Origin of the sequence: Vibrio sp. NC2, from assembly GCF_025195005.1 — a bacterium.
Lineage (GTDB): Bacteria > Pseudomonadota > Gammaproteobacteria > Enterobacterales > Vibrionaceae > Vibrio > Vibrio splendidus.
This window is the reverse complement of the sequence record NZ_JANVFC010000020.1, coordinates 18,279-41,372: the sequence shown is the minus strand read 5'-3', so window position 1 is coordinate 41,372 and position 23,094 is coordinate 18,279. Positions and strand designations below refer to the sequence as shown.

The 23,094-nt window shown below is 44.5% G+C and carries 28 protein-coding genes; 11 read left to right on the top strand and 17 right to left on the bottom strand.

Annotated elements, in window-relative coordinates; all coding sequences use genetic code 11:
• Nucleotides 1-62: 62 nt before the first annotated feature.
• Nucleotides 63-1,676: a thiamine/thiamine pyrophosphate ABC transporter permease ThiP gene (gene thiP, locus NX845_RS19435; protein WP_017083750.1), complete on the top strand. Its 1,614-nt coding sequence runs from the start codon at nucleotides 63-65 to the stop codon at nucleotides 1,674-1,676.
• Entirely contained in the window at nucleotides 1,676-2,380 is a 705-nt protein-coding gene (gene thiQ, locus NX845_RS19430) for a thiamine ABC transporter ATP-binding protein (protein WP_020477151.1), read from the top strand. Before thiP ends, thiQ begins: the two co-directional genes overlap by 1 nt.
• Before the next feature lie 108 nt (nucleotides 2,381-2,488).
• Here thiQ and yjgA read toward each other — a convergent pair whose 3' ends face one another.
• Nucleotides 2,489-3,013 (bottom strand): ribosome biogenesis factor YjgA, encoded by a 525-nt coding sequence (gene yjgA / locus NX845_RS19425; RefSeq protein WP_004735296.1) that lies wholly within the window; start codon nucleotides 3,011-3,013, stop codon nucleotides 2,489-2,491.
• A gap of 118 nt (nucleotides 3,014-3,131) precedes the next feature.
• Between yjgA and pmbA the strand changes: the two genes are divergently transcribed.
• Nucleotides 3,132-4,475, top strand: coding sequence for a metalloprotease PmbA (gene pmbA, locus NX845_RS19420; RefSeq protein WP_004735297.1), 1,344 nt, complete (start codon nucleotides 3,132-3,134; stop codon nucleotides 4,473-4,475).
• Between the two features lie 162 nt (nucleotides 4,476-4,637).
• On the opposite strand, the gene mgtE is transcribed toward pmbA, so the two are convergent.
• The 12 genes from mgtE to NX845_RS19360 form a co-directional block, all read right to left on the bottom strand.
• Complete coding sequence (gene mgtE / locus NX845_RS19415) at nucleotides 4,638-5,993, bottom strand: magnesium transporter (protein ID WP_004735298.1); 1,356 nt, start codon at nucleotides 5,991-5,993, stop codon at nucleotides 4,638-4,640.
• Between the two features lie 149 nt (nucleotides 5,994-6,142).
• Nucleotides 6,143-6,418: an HPr family phosphocarrier protein gene (locus NX845_RS19410; protein WP_004735299.1), complete on the bottom strand. Its 276-nt coding sequence runs from the start codon at nucleotides 6,416-6,418 to the stop codon at nucleotides 6,143-6,145.
• A 2-nt stretch (nucleotides 6,419-6,420) separates the two neighbouring features.
• On the bottom strand, nucleotides 6,421-7,290 hold the full coding sequence (rapZ, locus tag NX845_RS19405) for an RNase adapter RapZ (protein ID WP_004735300.1): 870 nt from the start codon (nucleotides 7,288-7,290) through the stop codon (nucleotides 6,421-6,423).
• A gap of 1 nt (nucleotide 7,291) precedes the next feature.
• A complete protein-coding gene (gene ptsN, locus NX845_RS19400; RefSeq protein ID WP_017107765.1) occupies nucleotides 7,292-7,753 on the bottom strand; it encodes a PTS IIA-like nitrogen regulatory protein PtsN in 462 nt (153 codons plus the stop codon).
• A gap of 1 nt (nucleotide 7,754) precedes the next feature.
• Nucleotides 7,755-8,042 (bottom strand): ribosome hibernation promoting factor, encoded by a 288-nt coding sequence (gene hpf / locus NX845_RS19395; RefSeq protein WP_004735302.1) that lies wholly within the window; start codon nucleotides 8,040-8,042, stop codon nucleotides 7,755-7,757.
• A 72-nt stretch (nucleotides 8,043-8,114) separates the two neighbouring features.
• Entirely contained in the window at nucleotides 8,115-9,575 is a 1,461-nt protein-coding gene (locus tag NX845_RS19390) for an RNA polymerase factor sigma-54 (RefSeq protein ID WP_004735303.1), read from the bottom strand.
• Nucleotides 9,576-9,629: 54 nt separating this feature from the next.
• The gene (gene lptB / locus NX845_RS19385) at nucleotides 9,630-10,355 is read right to left on the bottom strand and encodes an LPS export ABC transporter ATP-binding protein (protein WP_004735304.1); all 726 of its coding nucleotides are present in this window, start codon (nucleotides 10,353-10,355) and stop codon (nucleotides 9,630-9,632) included.
• Between the two features lie 2 nt (nucleotides 10,356-10,357).
• On the bottom strand, nucleotides 10,358-10,852 hold the full coding sequence (gene lptA / locus NX845_RS19380) for a lipopolysaccharide transport periplasmic protein LptA (protein WP_004735305.1): 495 nt from the start codon (nucleotides 10,850-10,852) through the stop codon (nucleotides 10,358-10,360).
• Entirely contained in the window at nucleotides 10,833-11,396 is a 564-nt protein-coding gene (lptC, locus tag NX845_RS19375) for an LPS export ABC transporter periplasmic protein LptC (RefSeq protein WP_004735306.1), read from the bottom strand. The genes lptA and lptC overlap by 20 nt, the downstream gene beginning before the upstream one ends.
• Nucleotides 11,393-11,950 (bottom strand): 3-deoxy-manno-octulosonate-8-phosphatase KdsC, encoded by a 558-nt coding sequence (kdsC, locus tag NX845_RS19370; RefSeq protein WP_017080887.1) that lies wholly within the window; start codon nucleotides 11,948-11,950, stop codon nucleotides 11,393-11,395. Before kdsC ends, lptC begins: the two co-directional genes overlap by 4 nt.
• Nucleotides 11,950-12,921 (bottom strand): KpsF/GutQ family sugar-phosphate isomerase, encoded by a 972-nt coding sequence (locus tag NX845_RS19365; protein WP_017080888.1) that lies wholly within the window; start codon nucleotides 12,919-12,921, stop codon nucleotides 11,950-11,952. Before NX845_RS19365 ends, kdsC begins: the two co-directional genes overlap by 1 nt.
• 34 nt (nucleotides 12,922-12,955) lie before the next feature.
• The gene (locus NX845_RS19360; protein WP_004735309.1) at nucleotides 12,956-13,921 is read right to left on the bottom strand and encodes a calcium/sodium antiporter; all 966 of its coding nucleotides are present in this window, start codon (nucleotides 13,919-13,921) and stop codon (nucleotides 12,956-12,958) included.
• A gap of 264 nt (nucleotides 13,922-14,185) precedes the next feature.
• On the opposite strand from NX845_RS19360, the gene mlaF reads away from it, so the two are divergent.
• The 8 genes from mlaF (at nucleotide 14,186) to NX845_RS19320 (ending at nucleotide 19,681) form a co-directional block, all read left to right on the top strand.
• Complete coding sequence (gene mlaF / locus NX845_RS19355) at nucleotides 14,186-14,980, top strand: phospholipid ABC transporter ATP-binding protein MlaF (RefSeq protein ID WP_004735311.1); 795 nt, start codon at nucleotides 14,186-14,188, stop codon at nucleotides 14,978-14,980.
• Between the two features lies 1 nt (nucleotide 14,981).
• Nucleotides 14,982-15,761 (top strand): lipid asymmetry maintenance ABC transporter permease subunit MlaE, encoded by a 780-nt coding sequence (gene mlaE, locus NX845_RS19350; protein WP_017089960.1) that lies wholly within the window; start codon nucleotides 14,982-14,984, stop codon nucleotides 15,759-15,761.
• Nucleotides 15,762-15,763: 2 nt separating this feature from the next.
• On the top strand, nucleotides 15,764-16,255 hold the full coding sequence (gene mlaD, locus NX845_RS19345; RefSeq protein WP_017089961.1) for an outer membrane lipid asymmetry maintenance protein MlaD: 492 nt from the start codon (nucleotides 15,764-15,766) through the stop codon (nucleotides 16,253-16,255).
• Nucleotides 16,256-16,325: 70 nt separating this feature from the next.
• Nucleotides 16,326-16,955 carry a phospholipid-binding protein MlaC gene (locus NX845_RS19340; RefSeq protein ID WP_136973692.1) on the top strand — a complete coding sequence of 210 codons (630 nt, stop codon included), beginning with the start codon at nucleotides 16,326-16,328 and terminating at the stop codon, nucleotides 16,953-16,955.
• Complete coding sequence (locus tag NX845_RS19335) at nucleotides 16,955-17,263, top strand: lipid asymmetry maintenance protein MlaB (RefSeq protein WP_004735315.1); 309 nt, start codon at nucleotides 16,955-16,957, stop codon at nucleotides 17,261-17,263. The genes NX845_RS19340 and NX845_RS19335 overlap by 1 nt, the downstream gene beginning before the upstream one ends.
• 13 nt (nucleotides 17,264-17,276) lie before the next feature.
• Complete coding sequence (gene ibaG, locus NX845_RS19330; RefSeq protein ID WP_004735316.1) at nucleotides 17,277-17,531, top strand: BolA family iron metabolism protein IbaG; 255 nt, start codon at nucleotides 17,277-17,279, stop codon at nucleotides 17,529-17,531.
• 8 nt (nucleotides 17,532-17,539) lie between these two features.
• Nucleotides 17,540-18,805 carry a UDP-N-acetylglucosamine 1-carboxyvinyltransferase gene (murA, locus tag NX845_RS19325; RefSeq protein ID WP_004735317.1) on the top strand — a complete coding sequence of 422 codons (1,266 nt, stop codon included), beginning with the start codon at nucleotides 17,540-17,542 and terminating at the stop codon, nucleotides 18,803-18,805.
• A gap of 150 nt (nucleotides 18,806-18,955) precedes the next feature.
• Nucleotides 18,956-19,681, top strand: coding sequence for a 1-acylglycerol-3-phosphate O-acyltransferase (locus NX845_RS19320; protein WP_029222177.1), 726 nt, complete (start codon nucleotides 18,956-18,958; stop codon nucleotides 19,679-19,681).
• 123 nt (nucleotides 19,682-19,804) lie between these two features.
• Here the strand turns inward: NX845_RS19320 and NX845_RS19315 are convergent, their stop codons facing one another.
• From NX845_RS19315 to NX845_RS19300, 4 genes are all read right to left on the bottom strand, one after another.
• On the bottom strand, nucleotides 19,805-20,194 hold the full coding sequence (locus NX845_RS19315; RefSeq protein ID WP_004735319.1) for a RidA family protein: 390 nt from the start codon (nucleotides 20,192-20,194) through the stop codon (nucleotides 19,805-19,807).
• 135 nt (nucleotides 20,195-20,329) lie between these two features.
• Nucleotides 20,330-20,791, bottom strand: a complete 462-nt coding sequence (pyrI, locus tag NX845_RS19310) for an aspartate carbamoyltransferase regulatory subunit (RefSeq protein WP_004735320.1) — start codon at nucleotides 20,789-20,791, stop codon at nucleotides 20,330-20,332.
• Between the two features lie 12 nt (nucleotides 20,792-20,803).
• Nucleotides 20,804-21,733: an aspartate carbamoyltransferase gene (pyrB, locus tag NX845_RS19305; protein ID WP_004735321.1), complete on the bottom strand. Its 930-nt coding sequence runs from the start codon at nucleotides 21,731-21,733 to the stop codon at nucleotides 20,804-20,806.
• Between the two features lie 287 nt (nucleotides 21,734-22,020).
• Complete coding sequence (locus NX845_RS19300) at nucleotides 22,021-23,025, bottom strand: ornithine carbamoyltransferase (RefSeq protein WP_004735322.1); 1,005 nt, start codon at nucleotides 23,023-23,025, stop codon at nucleotides 22,021-22,023.
• Between the last annotated feature and the right edge of the window lie 69 nt (nucleotides 23,026-23,094).

Here is a 23,094-nt window from a genome sequence, read left to right as displayed (position 1 = left end):
TCTGTATTTAAAGGTTCGTTCGATATTAACTGAGTGAACCACTTACGGTAAAAAATCAATTTATGATAAAGAAAACACCTAAGGTCGGGATCTGGGTTGCGATACTCATTACCGCCTTTGTGGTTTCAGCAGTTGGGGCATTGCTTAGCAATGCCCCTTCTCTTGATATCAGCCAAGTATGGTCCGATCCTTACTATTGGCATGTAACGAAATTCAGTTTTTATCAAGCGACACTCTCAACTGTGCTGAGTGTTGGCTTTGCTATACCTATTGCTCATGCTTTGTGTCGCAGGCAATTTTTTGGGCGAGCTCTGTTGTTAAGGCTGTTCGCGTCGACCTTGGTTCTGCCTGTGTTAGTTGGCGTGTTTGGTTTGCTTGCAATTTATGGCAACAGTGGTTGGTTAGCTAAATTTCTGGCGAACTTCGATATTGAATTACCATTCTCGATTTATGGTTTGAATGGCATTTTGCTGGCGCATGTCTTCTTTAACCTGCCCTATGCCAGTCGTTTACTTTTACAAGCTTTAGATACCGTGCCTGCCGAGCAACATAAGCTGTGTGCTCATTTGGGTATGAGTCATTGGAATAAATTTAAATGGGTTGAATGGCCTCGTTTAAGACAACAACTGCCTCATGTGTGTGGCCTAGTCTTCATGCTGTGCTTCACCAGCTTTGCTACCGTGATGGCGCTAGGTGGAGGTCCGAAATCGACCACTATCGAACTGGCTATTTATCAAGCGATTAAATTCGATTTTGACCTACAGGCTGGTGCGTTACTCGCGATATGGCAAATGCTGCTGTGTGGTGTATTAGCGGTGAGTATTCAGCGCCTGTCGAAACCTATTTCAGTGACGGCCAGTCAGTTGTCGGAAGAGAAATATTTGGTTAAGGACTGCTGGTGGTCAAAAGCTTGGGATAGCTTTTGGATCATAGTAGTCTCAATGCTGGTATTGCCGCCATTAGCCATGGTTATCGTCAGTGGTATTAACTCACAAGCACTGATTGTGCTCAGCAGCGAACCGTTTTGGGCTGCGTTAATGACCTCAGTTAAAGTTGCGTCCTTAGCAAGTGTTATTGCTGTCGGTATTGGTATTGCGATACTGCTGACCAGTCGTGCATGGCGTTTGCAGAATAAGAACTTTAGAGCCGATAAAATCGAGCTGATTGGTACCATTATCTTAGTGACACCAGGGTTAGTGATCAGTACGGGACTCTTCTTATTACTGCGTTCATTTACCGATGTATTTAGCTTAGCTTTCTTTATTGTGATTGCCGTGAATAGCTTAATGGCACTGCCTTATGTGATTAAAACCTTAGCCCAACCTATGTTGCATTTATCTCAACAGTATCAATACGTGTGTGCAAGCTTGGGAATGACAGGTTTCACTCGTTTTAGGCTGGTGGAGTGGCGCGCACTACGTAAACCAATGGCGCAAGCCTTTTCTATTAGCTTTATGCTGGCGATGGGGGACTTGAGTGCCATTGCCTTGTTTGGTAGCCAAGATTTTAGAACGCTGCCTTTGTATCTATTCCAATTGTTAGGCAGCTATCAAATGGAAGCTGCCGCGGTGGTTTCTGTGAGTTTACTGCTGCTGAGTGTGGGCAGTTTTAGCTTAATAGAATTTTTATTTACTCGAAGTTCAAAGCCCAATGCTAAAGAGTTAAGGAACCGATGATGTTAGTGATGAAAGAGGTGGACTACCACTATCACCGAGAGTTGTTTCGCTTTGATTTTCAAGCTGAGCAGGGCGACATTGTCGCGTTGATGGGGCCGAGTGGCGCTGGTAAATCAACGTTGTTGGCGCTAGTCGCGGGATTCATAGAGCCTACATCGGGTGAGATCTCAGTGGCAGGACAATCGCTTATTGGTAAAGAAGCGCACCAACGTCCATTGGCGATGTTGTTCCAAGAGCATAATTTGTTTGCCCATCTCACCGTACGTGAAAATATTGGTTTAGGGCTGCATCCAGGATTAAAGCTTACCGCAACCCAAAAGCTCAAAGTTGAGCAAGCAGCCGCACAAGTAGGTGTTGCAGAGTATTTAGATAGATTGCCTGAGCATTTATCGGGTGGCCAGCGCCAGCGTGTCGCGTTAGCCCGCTGTTTTGTTCAGCCTCATGATATCTGGTTGCTTGATGAACCTTTCTCTGCGCTTGATCCTTTGCTGCGCGAGGAGATGCTTAGCTTAGTGAAGCGATTAGCGGCAGAACGAAATATTACGGTATTGATGGTGACGCACCATTTAGGTGATGCACGCAGTATCGCGAATAAGTTTATTTTTGTGGCGCTAGGTAAGGTGTTGGTTGAAGACTCGATAGAGGTACTGACCGCTACTCATCCACAGCAAGAATTAAGCTCGTTTGTTAAAGCGGGTGAGTGACGACTGAGTATTGGTCTTGATGGCTTTTGATATTGAGTAAGTCGAAAACAAAAAGACCTAGCATGTGCTAGGTCTTTTATTATCTTTCTGAGTAAAAGGAGACGAAGGTTATTCGCCTTGCTTTAGCTCTTTTAAGATTTGGAAGATCTCGCGAGAAGACTTCGCTGGCTTGTTCGCTGATTTCTCTTTGTTAGCTTGGCGAGCTAGCTGACGAAGACGTTGACGGTCTGCTTCAGGGTACATTTCCATAACGTCAGAAATGGCAGCATCGCCTTCTGCAACAACGCGGTCACGCAGTTGTTCTAGTTTGTGCAGTTCAACTGTTGCTTGAGAGTGTTTGTTGCGAATTTTATCTAAAGCCGCTTGAATTGGCTCTGGATCTACATTGCGCATTACTTTGCCAATGTATTGAAGCTGACGGCGCTTTGCTTCATTTTTAAAGCGTTGTGCATCTTTAATCGCTTGTGCCAGGTCTTCAGACAAAGGGAACTTATCAAGAATAGAAGGCTTTAGTTCAACAAGCTCTTCTCCCAGCTTTTGCAGGGCATCCATGTCCGTTTTCATTTCTGTCTTACTTACCCAGATGATTTCTTCTTCTGGTTCCCATGGGGCTTTTTGGTTTTTGCGAGCCATCTTTTCTGCCTATGTCACTATCTCAAACGAATATATTGCCTATTTTAGCAAGAATCTTGGGGAGAAAGCGAAATTCTTGTTATCCTACGTAATATTGACCTAAAAAATTAGAATAGATATGGATGTAAAACAGCAAGTCGCCCAGCAAAGAGTTGAGCTAGAAGCCGCAGTAGCTAAAGCGTTGGATATGGCATCAGTGAGTGCAGACGCAGCTGAGGTCGCTATTACTAAGTCAACGGGTTTAAGTGTTTCAACACGTATGTGTGAAGTGGAAAACGTTGAATTTAATAGTGATGGTGCTCTAGGTATTACTGTTTACCGCGGCCAGAAAAAAGGCAGCGCATCTACATCTGATCTGAGTGAAAAGGCAATTGCTCAAACAGTAGCGGCTGCGCTTGATATCGCTCAGTACACTTCTGAAGACCCATTTGCAGGTCCTGCCGCAAAAGAATACATGGTAAAAGAAATTCCAGATTTGGATCTTTTCCACCCTGATGAACCAAACCCTGACTATGCCGCTGAGATTGCGATTGCTGCTGAGAAGCAAGCGCTAGCTTATAGCGACAAGATCAAACAAAGTGATGGTGCAAGCTACGACAGTCATTATGGTGTTAAGGTTTATGGTAACAGCCATGGCTTACTAGCAAGCTACGCCTCAAGTCGCCATAGCACGAGCTGCTGTGTGATTGGACAAGGCGCTAATGGTGAAATGGAACGTGACTACAGCTACACCGTTGCACGTCATCGTGATGAGCTATGGGCGCCTGAGCGTGTTGGTCAAGAAGCGGCAGAAAAAACCATCAGCCGTTTGGATGCTAAAAAGCTACCAACAGGCCAATATCCAATTATGTTCGCGAACGATGTTGCTACAGGTCTAATTGGCCACCTTGTGATGGCAATTAGCGGTGGTAACCTTTACCGTAAGTCTTCGTTCTTACTGGATCATCTAGGTCAGAAAATCTTGCCAGATTGGTTCAATATCTCTGAGCGTCCGCATATCTTACGTGGTTTGGCTTCAAGCCCATTCGATAGCGAAGGTGTTTACACTCAAGATCGTGAAATCATCACCGATGGTGTGTTAGCAACTTACCTGCTAACGAGCTACGCCGCACGTAAAATGGATATGACACCAACAGGTCATGCGGGTGGTATTCATAACTGGTTCGTTAAATCGACCGGTCAAAACTTTGAGCAAATGCTAAAAGAGTTAGGTACAGGCTTCCTTGTGACTGAAGTGATGGGTCAAGGCGTTAATACCGTGACAGGTGATTATTCTCGTGGTGCTGCAGGTTTCTGGGTTGAGAACGGAGAGATCCAATACCCAGTATCGGAAGTGACGATTGCGGGCAATCTAAAAGATATGTTCACTCAGATTGTAGCGGTAGGTAACGACGTTGAAACTCGTTCACAAATTCAAACCGGTTCTATCTTGCTTGAATCGATGAAAGTCGCGGGTGAGTAATTTGCTTAATTTGCTTTAGTTTAAATCTGAAGTTCAAACCTGAAGCGTAAATCTGACATATTAAAAAGGGAGCCTCTGGCTCCCTTTTTGTATTCAGCATCCCATCTTAGAATAGGCTATCTGTTTATTACACTAGATATGTATGAGTTAGATAAGCATGAGTTAGATAAGAATGGTGGCTAAGCCTAAGAATACCGATAGGCCAATCACATCGGTTACTGTGGTCAGAGCCATACCGCCTGCAAGGGCAGGGTCGATATTCATCTTCTTCAGCATCACAGGAATGGTTACACCGGCGATACCCGCGACAATCAAGTTTGTCATCATCGCTGCTGAGATGATGCCTCCCAAGATCCAATTGCCTTTCCAAGCAACCACTATGCCGCCAATGATAACGGCCCATAGAATGCCGTTAAGGAAGCCGATAGAGGCTTCTTTGAGTAGCAGTTCGCGTTTGTTACTGTCACCAATGTGACCAAGCGCTAAACCACGAATCACTAGAGCGACGGTTTGGTTACCTGCAACACCACCCATGGACGGTACGATAGTCATCAAAACAGCAATCGCGGCCATCTCATTCAGTGTGGCCTCAAACATATTCGACACAGACGCTGCCGCGAGTGCTGCCAAAACGTTTGCGCCTAACCATACACTACGACGACGAGCGGATTTTACGACCGGTGCGAAGGTATCTTCGTCATCGTCCATACCCGCCATACTCATCATTGAGTGCTCGGCATCTTCACGGATAACATCAACCACGTCATCGATCGTGATACGACCTACAAGATGTTGATTTACATCGACAACAGGAGCTGACACCCAGTTACGACGTTCGAACAGGCTGGCGATATCAGAGGCACTGGTTTCAACGGCGATCGCTTCGTCGGCATCTTCCATCACTTCTGAAACAGACACATCAGGCTGAGTCGTAATCAGTGTGCTGAGCGATAGGTTACCAATGAGGCGTTCGTCGTCATCGATAACATATAATGCATCGGTAGCGTCAGGTAATTCACCACGCATACGTAAATAACGCAGTACGACCTCAACATCGACATCACCGCGGATCGTGATTACGTCGGTGTTCATTAACGCACCCGCTGAATCTTCAGGGTACGAAAGGGCGGTCTCTACTAATGCACGGTCAACGGAGTCCATTTGGGAAAGGACTTCGCGAGAAACATCGTCAGGTAGGCTTCGAAGTACGTACGCGACGTCATCGGTTTCCATACCTTCGGTTGCTTCTGCCAAGGTTTCTGGTGCCATTTTTGACACAAGAGCATCTTTGACATCTTCGTTTAGTTCATCAAGAATTTCACCGTAGTCTTCAGGATCGGTGAGTTGCCAGAGTACATCACGACTTTTGCGAGGGGAGGCTTCTAAAAGGTGTGCAATATCTTCAGGTTCCATATCCTGAAGTTGTCGGCGTACGTGAACAAATCGGCCGTTTTCTAGGGCTTCGCTGACTTCTTGGAGGGTTTGGTGAGCTTGGTCGAATTCTAATTGCTCTGCCATATTTTCCTCCTATCTCATTATTCTAACAATGCTTGGAATAGTAACTTAATTCTGGGGCTTATTTAAATCATTAACTTAGGTAGAACTAAGAATTAATATTGGTTGATGCGTGGTTTGAGTTTTAGATGTTGTGAGTGAAGCGTTTTTTGCTACTCGCCCTCATCAAACCGGTCTTCAATTAGGTGACAAACGGCATCAAGCGCTTGCTGTGAATCGGTGCCTGCGGCTTGGATAGTGATGTGTTGCCCTTGCGCCGACTCCAGCATAAGTAGCCCCATTACACTGTCTGCTGTTGCCGTTTTATCTTCTTCACTATGGATAGTGATGGTTGCATCAAAGCTTTGTGCAAGCTCAACCAATTTTACGGCTGCTCTAGCGTGAAGACCCAAGCGATTTTGGATCAGTACAGTTCGAGTTAATTCCATGGTTAGCCCTGTTGGTGCTTCTCTAGGGAGGCGTGTCTGATTTGAACTTGATGGCCAAGTTGTTCGAAGTATTCACCAATTTTCTGAGTTAGGTAAACCGAGCGGTGTTTACCGCCAGTACAACCAATAGCGACCGTTAGATAACTGCGATTATTCTTCTCTAACATTGGCAACCACTGCTCAACAAAGCCTTGAATTTGCTGCTTGAGTTCAAGAACTTCTGAGTGTTTTTCAAGAAAAGAGTGAATGGGTGCATCAAGACCCGTTAATGGTCGTAGTGCGGGTTCCCAGTGAGGATTCGGCAAAAAGCGAACATCAAACACATAGTCTGCATCACTTGGTAGTCCGTATTTGAAACCGAAAGATTGAAAGACAATGATCAGCTCTTGCTTCTCTTTGCCTTCAACTTTAAATCGAACCTTTTCGCTCAATTCGTAGAGGTTGCAGTCACTGCTGTCAATCACAATGCTGGCTTGCTCTGCGAGAGGTGTTAGGAGTGTCTTTTCTAAATCAATCGCTTGCTCAAGAGATAGCTTTTCCTGACCGATCGATAAAGGGTGGATTCTGCGTGTTTCGCTGTAGCGTTTGAGTAGCGTTTGCTTACTTGCGTCTAGAAACAAAACGTTCACATCAATATCAGTGGCGGCTTCAAGTTGTTCTAGTGTCTCTGTAACTAACTGCGGTTCTTTCGGTAGGTTGCGAATATCAATGCTAACAGCGACGTTTTGATTGATCTCGCGTACCGATTCGACGAAGTCGCTTAGCAGGTTTACTGGAAGATTATCAACACAGTAATACCCCAAGTCTTCAAGGACTCGTAACGCAACACTTTTACCGGCCCCAGATTGGCCACTCACAACGATTAATCGCATGTTATTGCTCGCAAGTTGGCACTTGGATCATGATGTCGTAAAGCTCTTGATCGCTTTGAGCATTACGCAACTGTTTAAGGGTCTGCTTATCGTTAAGTCGTTCTGCCATACAAGAAAGGGTTTTTAGATGTTCTTTACATTGTTCACTAGGAACAAGCAGAGCAAATAATAGGTCGACAGGACGGTTATCAATCGCATCAAATTCGATGGGTTCTTGGCATTGCAGTAATACAGCAATCGCTTTATCACTGACATTCATACGAGCATGCGGAATAGCGATGCCATTACCGATACCAGTACTGCCCATCTTTTCACGGCTCAACATGCACTCAAACAGTTCTGTTGAATCTTGACCGCAGCTTTCAGCGGCGATTTGACTGATGAGCTCAAGGGCTCTTTTTTTGCTTGTGCATTGGACTGCACTTTTGGTGCAGTCCAATGAAAGTACTTCGCTTAATTGCATGTTAGTGACTACTTAGCTTTTCTTTGTGCTTGTTGAGTTGGCGGACGAGTTTATCAACCAATGAATCAATCGCGGCATACATGCTTTCATCAGTTGCTGTCGCATGGATTTCCCCCTGATTTATATGCAGGGTAGCTTCCGCGATTTGATTGATTTTCTCAACTTTTAAAACAACCTGAACGCTATTGATATGATCAAAGAAGCGCTCAAGTTTGTCGAATTTAGTGCGAACATAGTCTTGCATTGAATCGGTAAGATCAACGTGATGGCCTTGAATATTGATTTGCATAGACTTTCCTTTTCAGTTGGTTGCCAGGTTATAACTAAATTAATAGTTAACTAAATAGCTAACTAAATTAGCTTATAGCAGGCGTTTACGCTGACTCGATGGGGCAATGCCCAGAGACTCACGGTATTTCGCTATGGTACGTCTAGCTACCTGAATTCCTTGGTCAGCCAGTAAAGCAGCAATCTTACTGTCACTGAGAGGCTTAGCGGTATTTTCCGCTGCGACAAGCTTCTTAATGAGTGCGCGAATTGCTGTAGATGAACATTCACCGCCATTGTCAGTGCTGACATGGCTTGAGAAAAAGTATTTGAGTTCGAAGATGCCACGTGGCGTGTGCATGAATTTTTGAGTCGTCACACGAGAGATCGTGGATTCGTGCATATCAACGGCTAACGCAACATCATTCAGAACCATTGGCTTCATCGCTTCTTCGCCATGTTCGAAGAAATCACGCTGATGTTCAACAATGCATCGCGCAACTTTGAGTAGCGTCTCATTTCGGCTTTCTAAGCTTTTGATTAGCCATTTTGCTTCTTGCAAATTTGAGCGAATGAATTGGTTGTCTGCGCTGCTGCCCTTGCTACCAAGAGCGGCATATTGCTGATTTACTTTCAGCTTAGGGACACTATCAGGGTTAATGGTGACTAACCACTTTCCAAGATCTTTGAACACCGTTACGTCTGGAACCACATATTCAGTTTCGTCCGGTGTAATCTTACTGCCAGGTCGAGGATCCAGTTGCTGAATCAGCTGTAGAACCTCACGCAGTTCCGCTTCTTTCAGCTTGGTTTCTTTGATGACTAATTTGTAATCGCGGTTACCGAGTTGGTCGATGTGGCTAGTAAGTACTAACTTAGCTTCGTTAAGCCAAGGGGTATCCTGGGGAAAGGTTGCCAGTTGCAGTAACAAGCAATCTTGTAGGTTCACTGAACCGACACCCAGCGGGTCAAACTGCTGAACTCGTTTGCGGACGGCTTCAATCTCATCAAGCTCTACTTCTTCGCTATCGAAGTTTTCAAGGATATCTTCACAAGATACGGTGAGGTAGCCATAGTCATCAATGGCATCAATCAGCGCGAAAGCAATGCTTCGGTCAGTTTCAGAAAATGGTGTTAGGTCGAGTTGCCAAAGTAGGTAATCGTGTAGGCTTTGAGTCGTTTCGCCTTGATAAACAGGCATGTCGTCATCAATCGCAATACCAGTGTTACCTGTGTTGGCGCTGTAGACGTCTTCCCAAGTTGTGTCGATTTCTAGTTCGTTGCCAATTTCTGATTTTTCGATTAAGTCTGAACTATCAGGTAAATCTTGCTCTGTGGCTTCAACTGTTTCTTTCTCGTCACTGCTAGGTTTCTCTTCCGATGTAGGCGTATCTTCATTGCCCTCTTCGACATCGAGTAGTGGATTAGATTCAAGTGCTTCTTGAATCTCTTGCTGCAAATCTAAAGTAGACAATTGCAACAAACGAATCGCTTGCTGCAATTGAGGAGTCATTGCTAACTGTTGGCCTAGCTTAAGTTGTAATGAGGGTTTCATTCAGTGTGACTTACCTAGTTATTATTCTTAGAACTCTCGATACTCTCTATATAATCATAGACGGAATTGTTCGCCTAGATAAACTTGTTTAACTTGTTCGTTATTGAGAACATCTTCAGGAGTACCTTCAGCGATCAGGTGTCCTTGGCTTACGATGTAAGCTTTTTCACACACATCTAATGTTTCACGAACGTTGTGATCGGTAATCAAAACGCCCAAGCCGCGATCGCGTAGGTGAACAATGATTTTCTTGATATCGATAACTGAGATCGGGTCAACACCGGCAAACGGTTCATCCAGCAGAATGAATTGCGGGTTTGCTGCTAGAGCTCGAGCAATCTCCACACGACGACGCTCACCACCTGACAGAGCCATACCATTACTGGTGCGGATATGTTGGATGTGAAACTCTTCTAGAAGGTCTTCCAGCTTATCTTGGCGCTGCTCGTTAGTCATCTCATCACGGGTTTGTAAAACGGCCATGATGTTGTTCTCAACAGACAATTTACGGAAAATCGATGCTTCTTGCGGTAGGTAACCGATACCAAGACGAGAACGACTGTGCATTGGCAAGATACTGATGTCACGGTCGTCAATGCTGATAGTTCCTTCATCACGCGCAACCAGGCCAACTATCATATAGAAAGAGGTCGTTTTCCCCGCACCGTTAGGGCCAAGCAGACCAACGATCTGGCCTGACTCTACCTGCAAGCTTACATCGGTAACAACTTTGCGCTTACTGTAGGTTTTCGCTAGGTTTTTTGCTTTAAGAACAGCCATCGTTACTTATTCACTTCCGTTGGTTGTAAAACCGTTGACACTCGTTTGTTTTCACCACTGTCAGCGACTAATTTTTGAGAGCCGATCTGGTAGGTGATCTTAGAGCCACGAATGATGCTGCCATCTTGAGATAGCATTGCATTCTTAGTCATGATCAATTTGTCGGCAACAAGCTGGTAATGTAAGTCATCAGCTTCACCGTAGAGTGTCTTCCCGTCGTCAGTCAGTTGAGAGAAGGTCGCTGGCTTACCGAAGCCTTGAATTTCTTCAATCTCACCGTTTACGGCGTTGCGGGTAACAATAACCTTATCGGCATTGATATTGATGCTGCCTTGCTTAAGGTTTACATCACCAAGGAAAGTCACTTGGTTACTTTTCATATCCAATTGCTGGCTGTCTGAGTCAATGTAGACAGGTTGCTCGCTATCCGAAGAAAGGGCATAGACATTAGGCGCCGCAAGGGTCAAAGCGAATAAACTAAGGTGTAAGAGTTTCATATCTACCTTGAACAGAATTAAAGAGGGTTGCATTGTTGGTACCGAAGTTACCTTTCATTGCTTGTCCCTCAGTTTCAAAAAATGTACCGATCATATGGACCGGAGTCTCTGAATAAAAATCTCGGCTAGGCAGCTCAACAACCATTTTATCTGTGGTCATTGTATCGAAGCTGGCTTCTGGCAACAGGTTCTTTGCCACGACGTTGTCATAAAACGTGACAACTTGATTCTCATCCATAATCGCGCGATCAGCGGTGACTTGCCATTCAATCGTGTGCCCTTCTCGGAATACCGAAAGAACCGGGTTTTGAAAGTGCGTATCGCCAACCACTGAGTAGTGTTCTAAATACGTCGATTCAACCTGATAGCTACGAATACCGCTTTCGTCATAGCTAATGTTGTTTAGACTTTTGCCACTAAACGCGGGCAGCTCCAAATTTGGAGCCACTTGTATCGTTGATGTTTGCTCTTTGTCGTACAAGTAATAGGTCGACCAAGAGGCAATAAATATGAGTATTAAATAGATAATACGAGTAAAACTCATATGCTTAAACCTTTATGCACGTCGAGTTCATTTCTTGCTTGTAAAATAAGGTCGCAAACTTCACGTACCGCACCGTGACCACCGTTAATGGTTGTCACGTAATTTGCACGCTTTGCAAGTAGTGGATGACCATCTGCAACACATATTTTCAAGCCAACTTTTTCCATCACAGGCCAGTCGATCAGATCGTCTCCGATGTAGCCCGTATTTTCAGGATTTACAGAAAGCTTATCGCAAATATCTTGGTATGCCTTAACTTTATCATCCTGACCTTGGTAAATAAGCTTAATACCGAGAGCGGTCATTCGATTCTCAACAATTTGAGATTTACGGCCAGTGATGATCGCGATTTCGATACCAGCGTTCATCAGTGACTTAATGCCATAGCCATCACGAGTGTGGAAGGTTTTCAGTTCTTCACCGTTGTTGCCCATGTAGATGCGACCATCTGAGAATACGCCATCGACATCGCAAATAAGCAATTTGATCTCTTTTGCTACGGCAAACACTTCTGAATCTACCGTGCCGTATAGAGTTTCGACTGTCTGTGTCATTACATTACTCCTGCTTTCAGTAAGTCATGCATGTTTAACGCTCCGACTAGTTTGCCTTCATGGCACAGCATTAGGCCATTGATGCTCTTAGCTTGCATCAAGTTCAAACCCTCAACCGCGAGCATGTTTGGTTCTGCTACCGTCGGATTTAGCGTCATCACGTCGCCGATCTGCGTATCATGGATATCGATGCGCTTGTCTAGGATACGGCGCAAATCACCATCAGTAAAAATACCGGCCATTAGACCGTCTTCACCCACGACTGCCGTCATCCCCAAGCCTTTTTGAGATATCTCCAAAAGAGCGTCTCGTACCAATGCTTCCGGTGCTACCACTGGAAGTGCATCGCCCGTATGCATGATATCTTCAAGCTTCAATAATAGTTGTCGACCCAAAGCGCCGCCAGGGTGGGACAAAGCAAAATCTTGCGCAGTAAAGCCTCTGGCTTGTAACAGTGCGACGGCTAATGCATCTCCCATCACCAAGGTTGCCGTGGTGCTGGTTGTTGGTGCAAGCCCTAATGGGCACGCTTCTTCTGGCACTGATATTTGTAAATGAATATCAGACAAAGTCGCCATGTTTGATGCTGGCTTACCTGTCATGCTGATAATCTTGATGTTCAAACGCTTCAATACCGGGAATAAGCTTAGGATTTCACCTGATTCGCCAGAGTTGGATATTGCTATCACAACATCGCCAGCCCCGATCATTCCTAAGTCACCGTGCGCAGCCTCCCCGGGGTGTACGAAGAAAGCGGATGTCCCAGTACTTGCTAGTGTTGCTGCTATTTTTTTGCCGATGTGGCCAGATTTTCCCATGCCCATCACAACCACTTTTCCTTTGTTGTTCAGGATAAGGTCGCAAGCTTTGCAAAAGTCATCATTAAAATATTGGTCCAATTGAGTAAGACCTGCAACTTCGGTTTCCAAAACTTGCTTTGCAACACTGCGATAATCGAATGACTGAGACATTAAATACTCCAAGTACGGGAAGTTAAATCAATAATTAAGCTGACATGTTCATAAGTAGGTAAGCTTGGTAGGCCACGAATGTCACTATTAACACACCGCCTTCAATACGATTCACACTACGTGATTTACCTAGTGCCATTACAACAAGAAGTAGCGATACACCTAGCATTACCCAGAAATCACGCCCCATCGCAAACTCGCTCAAGACTGAAGGGTTGAGGATGCCAGGGATACCCATAACAGCAAGGATGTTGAATACGTTCGAGCCAATGATATTACCCACGGCCATATCATCTTCACCCTTCATTACGCCAGCAAGTGATGCTGCTAGCTCAGGCAGACTTGTACCAACGGCAATAATGGTTAAACCAATCACAAGGTCGCTCATGCCAAAGAACTTCGCGATAACAACCGCGTTATCAACCAACATGTTGGCAGCTAGAGGCAGAATTATCAGACCAACTACCACCCACATTGCGGCTTTAGGGTTGCTCACGCCTTCAGGAACTTCAGATTCTTGTTCTTCAAGGAAGGCATCGCCGTTCTTTTTCTCACTGCGGCTGATTTGCAGCATCGCGAATAAGAATGCGGCAAAAAGAACAAACAACAATACGCCTTCGTAGAACCCTAAATGGTTGTCCCACAGCAAAGCGCCCGCTAGTAGAGTCACACCAATCATCAATGGTAGTTCACGGCGAATCACACCAGAGCTAATTGATAGCGGTTTGATAAGCGCTGTAATACCCAAAATCAGTGCGATGTTGGCGATGTTAGAACCGAGAACGTTACCTACAGCTGTATCTGTTTTTCCATCAAGAGCAGCTGTTGCTGAAACCATCATTTCAGGAGCTGAAGACCCCATTGCTAGAATCGTCATACCGATAACTAATGGTGAGATACCAAAGTTGCGAGCAAGAGCAGCGGCTCCATAAACCAGTTTATCTGCGCTCCACACCAAAAAACCTAGACCGATAATAAGAAACGCAATCGCTTCAAGCATGATGATTCCTAAAAATTAATAAAAAACGGAGAATTAACCGCTAATTTTGACTTGTTGCTAGATAAAAGGGAAGTCACTCGGCAAATTAATTACCAGTTAGCAGGCAAGAAAGAGAGCTCAATAGATAATTTTCTAATGCTTTCAAATTCCTGCATAGATTTCTGTTTAATATGAATTAATTGAACAGTGCTTTTAATTCTAAAGTAGACTCATTATTATTGCAGCCATAATTGGCGTATTTTAAAGCAAGGAAACAACAAAAATATGTTGAACACTGAGCTTGTGAAAGTTAAGAACCTCAGCTTCTCACGCGGTGAGCGCGTTATCTTTGATGACATCAGTTTAGAGGTGCCTCAAGGCAAAATAACCGCCATCATGGGCCCGTCAGGGATCGGTAAAACGACCTTGCTGCGTTTGATTGGCGGACAATTACCGCCAGATGAGGGCGAAATTTGGTTTGATGGCGACAATATCCCTGCATTATCACGTCGTAAGCTATATCAAGCCCGCAAGAAAATGAGCATGCTTTTCCAATCGGGTGCACTTTTTACTGATCTTAATGTCTTTGATAATGTGGCGTTTCCGCTGCGAGAGCATACTGAACTTAACGAAAAATTCATTCGTACCATCGTATTACTTAAGCTTGAAGCAGTAGGGTTACGAGGTGCTGCGCAATTGATGCCGAGTGAATTGTCTGGTGGGATGGCGAGACGTGCTGCGTTGGCCCGTGCGATCGCACTGGATCCTGAACTCATCATGTACGATGAACCATTTGTTGGCCAAGACCCGATCACTATGGGCGTCTTGGTTGAGCTGATCCGCAATCTCAATCAAGCTTTGGGCTTAACCTCTATTGTCGTTTCTCACGATGTGCCTGAGGTGATGAGTATTGCCGATTGGGTTTATCTGATGGCTGATGGAAAAATCATTGCTGCTGGTGCGCCTGATGAGTTGTACAACAACAGCGATCCGAGAGTGCAGCAATTTTTGCAAGGTGACGCGGATGGCCCTGTGCCGTTTAGATTTCCTGCGAAGAGCTTAAAAGAGGATTTGTTTTAATATGATTGTTAAAGCTATTGCGGGTGTCGGTAAGCGAACACTTGCGATCTGTGAGTCATTTGGTCGAGCAAGCCTGATGTTATTTGGGGCTTTGCTTGGAATCCCGAGACTAAAGAATTTCCCTTTATTCGTTAAACAACTTTATAGCGTTGGTGTTCAGTCATTAGCTATCATTTTAGTTTCGGGTTTGTTTATTGGCATGGTGCTCAGCCTGCAAGGCTATGTCGTGTTAATCGACTACGGTGCTGAGGGTAATCTTGGTCAAATGGTCGCGCTTTCATTGTTACGTGAGTTGGGCCCAGTGGTGACTGCGTTATTGTTTGCAGGCCGCGCAGGTTCAGCGTTAACGGCTGAGATCGGCTTAATGAAAGCAACCGAACAGATCTCTAGCCTTGAAATGATGGCCGTCGATCCTCTCAAACGCATTATTGCGCCACGCCTTTGGGCCGGGCTTATCTCAATGCCACTGCTCGCCATGATCTTTATGGCGGTCGGGATTTGGGGGGCTCAGTTAGTTGGTGTTGATTGGAAGGGCATTGACCACGGCAGTTTCTGGTCTGCGATGCAGTCTTCCGTTGAGCTAGGTCGAGATATTGGTAACAGCACGATCAAATGTATGGTCTTTGCTATCACAGTAACTTGGATCGCACTTTTTAATGGTTATGATGCGGTACCGACCTCAGAAGGTATTAGTCAGGCAACCACACGCACTGTAGTGCACTCTTCTCTAGCGGTATTAGGGCTAGATTTTGTTCTTACCGCATTGATGTTTGGGAATTAATCATGCAACAAACTCGAAAATTAGAATTATGGGTCGGCACCTTTGTTATTGTCGGAATTTGCGCAATCTTAATCATGATCTTTCAAGTCGCTGACGTAAAAGGCTTAGGTTCGAACCATACTTACAATCTAAAAGCGACCTTTGACAACATTGGTAGCCTAAAAGTTCGCTCTCCAGTGAAGGTGGGTGGCGTCGTTGTCGGTCGAGTTAAAAGTATTGAGCTTGATAGCGAGAGTTACCTCCCTGTCGTTGATTTATCTATTGATGCGAAGTACTCACAATTTCCAGATACCTCTAGTGCTCAAATCTTAACGTCTGGCTTAATCGGTGAGCAGTACATCAGTCTGGTTCCTGGCTTCATTTTTGATGATGAAGAGATGTTGGTTGATGGTGATTCTATTGAAGACACCAAGTCAGCATTAGTACTAGAAGATTTGATTGGCCAAGTGCTGTATAGCGTTGGTGGCTCTGATGACAGCGAAGCTAAGGAGTAAGATGATGTTGAAAACTATTAGTCATTTAAAAGATATTAGTCATTTAAAAGCTATCGGTTACTTGAAATCAATGTTTATGGTCGCAATGGCTTCACTTGTTTCTGCTCAAGTTTTTGCTTCAGAATCGATTGATCGCACTCAGCCTTATCAGATGATGACGCAAGTTGCTGAAGTGGCATTTGATCGTTTGAAGAGTGAGCAAGAGAATATCCAGCAAGATCCTGAGTTATTGAAGGTCATTGTGGAAGAAGAGTTGATGCCCTATGTTAATGCTCAATATGCGGCTCTTAAACTGCTAGGTCCAAACTTGAAAGGCGCGGATAGAAAAGACGTAGGCGTGTTTATCGATGCGTTCCGTAAATACCTTGTATCTTCTTATGCTCAAGTACTGACTCAGTACACAGATCAGACGATTGAATTTGGTCCAGAACCAAAAATCAAAGCAGATAGTCGTATTACCAGTATTAAGGTTAGTATCATAGATACGCCGCGACCAAACATTAAGCTTGAATTTAAGTTACGCAAAGACAAGAAGTCGGGCGAGTGGAAGGCGTTTGATATGGTTGCTGAAGGTATTAGCCTATTATCGAGCAAGCAATCAGAGTGGAATACTAAAATTCGTCAAGAAGGCATTTTACAAGTTGCTGATGAATTAGAGAAACTTGCAGCACAACCGATTCGTTTTGAGAGTAATAAATAATGAGCCACTCTCAATGGCAAGCACTAAGCTCTAAAGAGTATCAGCTGCTCGGTGATATAGACCGAGACAGTGTCCCTGCAATCTGGCGTATATTGGAAAAGTGGCAAACGACGGAATCGAGCGTTGAAATTGACCTTAGCCATATAAATCGAGTCGATTCAGCAGGAATGGTGATGCTAATTCACTTATTAGAGCATGCAAAAAATCAAAACTGTCATATAATGCTCAGTTTCGTGCCAGAACAATTACGAACGTTGTTCCAATTGAGCAATATCCAGCCAATGATGGCAGAACACATAAAAAATTAGGCAGGAGCTATTTGTGGACAGCACAAAAGTACAAGAATTATTAGCAGCGGCACTGAACCTTCAGGAGATTTTCGTGAAGGGTGAAGGCAGTCATTACGAAGTTGTTGCGGTTGATGCATGTTTTGACGGCATGAATCGAGTTAAGAAGCAGCAACTAATCTACGGCCCACTAATGGAATACATTCAACGCAATGACATCCATGCTCTTTCTATTAAGGCTTTCACGCCAGAAGAGTGGGAACGTGATAAGAAACTGATGTCACTTTAAGGTTTATGATGGAAAAGTTTCGAGTTATTGGATCGGATAAGCCGTTAAGCGGTGAAGTGACGATCTCAGGCGCAAAAAATGCAGCGCTACCTATTTTATTCGCCTCAATCCTTGCTGAAGAGCCGGTTGAAGTGAGTAATGTTCCTCACCTACGTGACATCGATACTACGATGGAACTACTTAAGCGTTTAGGCGCAAAAGTATCACGTAACGGTAGTGTTCATGTTGATGGCAGCGAGATTAATGAATTTTGTGCGCCTTATGATTTAGTAAAAACAATGCGTGCTTCTATTTGGGCTTTAGGTCCTCTAGTCGCTCGTTTTGGTGAAGGTCAAGTGTCACTTCCTGGTGGTTGTGCAATTGGCGCTCGACCTGTTGATTTACATATCCATGGCCTAGAGCAATTAGGTGCGACCATTAAGTTGGAAGATGGTTATGTAAAAGCAAGTGTTGACGGCCGTTTGAAAGGCGCGCACATCGTGATGGATAAAGTAAGCGTAGGCGCTACGATTACTATCATGTGTGCAGCAACGCTAGCGGAAGGTACAACTGTATTAGATAACTCAGCGCGTGAGCCTGAGATTGTTGATACGGCTGATTTCCTAAACAAACTAGGTGCTAAGATTTCTGGCGCAGGTACAGATACGATTACTATCGAAGGCGTTGAGCGTCTTGGTGGTGGTCATCACTCTGTGGTTGCTGACCGTATCGAAACGGGGACGTTCCTTGTTGCTGCTGCTGTTTCTGGCGGTAAAGTGGTTTGTCGCAACACCAACGCTCATCTTCTTGAAGCTGCATTAGCGAAGCTTGAAGAAGCGGGTGCGAAGGTTGAAACGGGCGAAGACTGGATCAGCCTTGATATGACAGATCGTGAGCTGAAAGCGGTGAAAATCGTAACAGCACCTCACCCAGGTTTCCCAACCGACATGCAAGCACAGTTTACTCTGCTCAACATGATGGCGAAGGGCAGTGGTGTTATCACTGAGACTATCTTTGAAAACCGCTTTATGCACATTCCTGAGTTACAGCGAATGGGTGCAAAAGCAGAAATCGAAGGCAACACGGCTATCTGTGGTGAAACTGAGAAGTTAAGCGGCGCTCAAGTAATGGCAACGGATCTTCGTGCATCTGCGAGTCTAGTTATTGCTGGCTGTATTGCCCAAGGTGAAACTATCGTTGACCGTATTTATCACATCGATCGTGGCTACGATAAGATTGAAGATAAACTTTCAGCTTTAGGCGCAAACATTACACGATTTAGCGAGTCGAACTAACTTAGGTTAGTGGATTCATGAATCAGTAAGATGAAAACATAAAAGTCGGAACCTTGGTTTCGGCTTTTTTATAGTTGTATTTACCGCAAGTGAATCTATTGCCTATTCTGTGTGAATAGATGAATCAACTTGGCGGTTGTGAGGAACAAAATGATAGCAATATTACGTATTTTCGCAGTGGCGATATTTGCGATTCTTATGTTTGTATTTGGTTGTGGCTATTGTCTATTAAGCCCACGTAACCCGAAACATGTATTTACCTTTGGCCGTTATTTCGGTCGCATGTCGAAAATCTTTGGCATGAAGTTAGAGCTTCGCATCCCGGAAGATGCTTACTCTCGTGGCCAACATGTTTACGTTGCAAACCACCAAAACAGCTGGGATCTATTCACGATTTCATCAGCGGTAACACCTAAAGTTGTGACAGTAGGCAAGAAAAGCCTAGCGTGGATGCCTCTTTTTGGTCAGCTATACTGGTTGACGGGTAATATCCTAATCGACCGAGCTAACCGCAGCAAAGCGGTAGGTACGATTGACCAAGTGGTTACTAGCCTTAAAGAGAGTGATGTTTCAGTATGGATGTTCCCTGAGGGGACTCGTTCTCGTGGTCGTGGTTTGTTGCCATTCAAAACGGGTGCTTTCCATGCTGCGATTGGCGCTGGCTTACCTATTATCCCTATCGTGTGTAGCTCAACTGGTGGCGTGAAGCTGAACCGTTGGAACAATGGTCATGTGATTGTTGAAATGCTACCACCAATCAGCACTGAAGATTACGATAAGTCTAATGTTCGTCAACTGGCTAACTTAGCCCGTGAGCAGATGGCTGCTAAGCTTGAAGAGTTAGACAAAGAAGTGATTGAGCTTAATAAGAAGTAATCATCTAAGTGAAACGATGAACAATAAAAAAGGTTGCCAATTGGGCAACCTTTTTTGTATCTGATAAACGCTCAGCTTCATGCCAACTTGTTTACTAGAAACCGTTAATTCTAGAGGAAGAACCTATTTGCGAACCGCAATAGCTTCGATCTCGATACCTACATCTTTTGGTAGACGAGCTACTTCAACACATGAACGTGCAGGGTAGTTTGCAACACCGTGCTCATCAAAGAACTTACCGTAAACTTCGTTTACTGTGCCGAAGTCGTTTAGGTCTTTAACGAATACCGTTAGTTTTACGATGTCTTTTACAGTCAGGCCAGAAGCTTCAACAACCGCTTGAACGTTGTCTAGAGATTGGCGAGCTTGCTCTGCGATATCAGCAGATACTTCACCAGTTGCTGGGTTTACTGGGATTTGACCAGAAGTCAGAACCATATTGCCAAGGTCAACACCTTGTACGTATGGGCCGATTGCAGCTGGAGCAGATTCTGTGTGAAGTACTTTAGTCATTGGTTATTCCGTCAGTTATTGGATAAAAAGCAATTTTTAGTGTGCCTTCAAACTCAGGATAGGTAAAGAGCAAAATACCCCGCACAGGCGAGGTATTGAATAGTTTTTGCGTTCGATCGGCGTTGCCGTATGACGTTATCTTTCTGTCACGATCTCACGAGAGAATACTTTTTCGCAGTACTTACACTTCAATCGAATATCTTCTTTCTTTTCAAAGATCTTAAAGCTGCTTTCTACGGGCTCATTGTGAGTAATACAGTTGGTGTTTGGACACTCAAACACATCATTGATTTGCTCAGGAAGTTCTAGTGGTAGCTTCTTAACCACTTCGTAATCTTCGATTTGGTTTACCGTTGCGTGAGGTGCGTAAAGTGCTAACTTGCTCGCCTGTTCTTCAGTGATAAAAACATTCTCTATCTTGAGTAAGTCTTTGCCGCCTAGAGCAGAAGATGGCAGGTTTAGGCCAATCGTTACTCGCTGATTTGAGTTATGCATGTCGAACAGTTTGAGTACCTTGATCCCGATGTTGGCTGGGATATGGTCGATAACCGTTCCGTTCTTGATTGCTTCAACTTTTAATTGAGTCTCTTTAGACATGATATCTCTCCTCTACAGCGTTTCGTTAAGAACAAGGGCTAGCAGTGCTTCACGTGCGTAAACACCGTTCTCTGCTTGCTGGAAGTAGTAAGCGTAAGGTGTTTTATCGACATCGACAGTAATTTCATCAACACGAGGAAGAGGGTGAAGAACCTTTAGGTTATCACGTGCATTTTCCAGCATCGGAGCAGTCAGGATGTACGCTGATTTGATGTGCGCGTATTCCGATTCATCGAAGCGCTCTTTTTGAACTCGAGTCATGTACAAGACATCAAGTTCTGGAATGACATCTTCCATGTCTGTCAGCAGTTGATACTTGATACCCGCTTCATCAAGTTCTTCGCAAATGTAGTCTGGCATCGCCAGTGCTTCAGGTGCTACGAAGTAGAAACAGATGTTATCGAACTTCGCTAGCGCTTGAGTCAACGAGTGAACCGTACGGCCGTACTTAAGGTCACCAACGAATGCAACGTTGAGGTTGTCTAGGCGGCCTTGTGTCTCAGCGATAGAGAATAGGTCTAATAGCGTTTGTGTTGGGTGTTGGTTTGCGCCGTCACCTGCGTTAATAACCGGTACACCGTTAGAAAACTCAGAAGCCAGACGCGCAGCACCTTCTTGAGGATGACGCATTACGTAAGCATCAACGTATGAAGAGATAACCTGTACCGAGTCCGCTAGCGTTTCGCCTTTCTTCGCTAGTGACGTGTTACCACCACTGTCGAAACCAATCACATCACCACCTATGCGTTGAATAGCCGTTTCAAAAGAGAGACGAGTTCGCGTTGAAGGTTCGAAGAAGCAGCTGGCAACAACTTTGTTCTTGATGAGTTCTGGGTTTGGTTCAGCCTTTAGCTGACCTGCCGTTTGAACAATTAATTCTAGCTCTTCACGAGAAAGCTCTGGAATTGAGATGATGTGCTTTTGATAGAGCGAATTCGCCATGATCTTCTTCCCCACAATAATGTATTGGCCATAAAAAAGCCCCCCATAATGGGAGGCTTTAAAAAAGTGCTGAAAAGCAGAATAGACGGCCTGGCAAGCATGCTAGCTTGCGAGCAATATTTGGTGTTTTCACAATTTTATTATGTGTTTTCACAATATCATTATGTTTTATCACAACATTGCTTGGCGTCATTTTCACTACTCTCAGACAAATTGCCGAGAATTATACGCTTTCAATTTGTGAGCGCAAGCGATTACATCAAGCTTTTGTTTACTTTCAGTATTCGCTATTGGCCCAGAGTCGCAACCATTACCGCTTTGATGGTATGCATGCGATTCTCTGCTTCATCAAATACAATTGAGTAATCCGATTCAAAGACTTCGTCAGTGACTTCTAAGCCGTTCATTCCATATTTGTCTGCAACTTGTTGGCCGATCACGGTTTCATTGTTGTGGAAAGCGGGCAGGCAATGCATGAATTTCACTTGAGGGTTACCTGTGAGCTTAATGACATCCATATTCACTTGGTAAGGCGTCATTACAGCAACACGTTCGTCCCAAGCTTCTGGCGCTTCACCCATAGAAACCCAAACGTCGGTATAAAGGAAATCACAGCCTTTAACACCTTCAGCAACGTCTTCTGTCAGCGTGATTTTTGCACCTGTACTTTGTGCGATAGCTTGGCACTCTTCGACAAGGTGCTCTTCTGGCCAGAATGCTTTAGGTGCGACAAGGCGAATATCCATACCCATTTTAGCTGCACCCACTAACAGAGAATTACCCATGTTGTTACGTGCATCACCTAGGTAAGCAAAACTGATTTGATGTAGATGTTTACCACGACCATGCTCAAGCATAGTGAGGAAATCAGCCAAGATCTGAGTAGGGTGGAACTCATCGGTTAAGCCATTCCAAACCGGTACACCGGCATAAGCGCCTAGGTCTTCGACAATGCTTTGGCCAAACCCTCGGTATTCAATGCCATCGTACATGCGACCTAATACACGCGCCGTATCTTTCATTGATTCTTTCTGACCAATCTGAGAACCAGAAGGGCCTAAATAAGAGACTTGAGCACCTTGATCAAAAGCAGCTACCTCAAAAGCACATCGAGTTCGAGTGGATGCTTTTTCAAAGATCAAAGCGATGTTTTTACCGTTAAGCTTTTTCTGCTCTGTACCTGCATACTTAGCTTTTTTAAGGTCGGCAGACAGGTCGAGTAAAAACTGAATCTCTTTAGGAGTAAAGTCGAGAAGTTTTAGAAAGTTACGATTGCGAAGATTAAAGGCCATCTCTCGCTCCTTGCGTATATAGGATCAATGAAGAACTCAGTTAAACATAAAAATGCTATATTTGTGAAT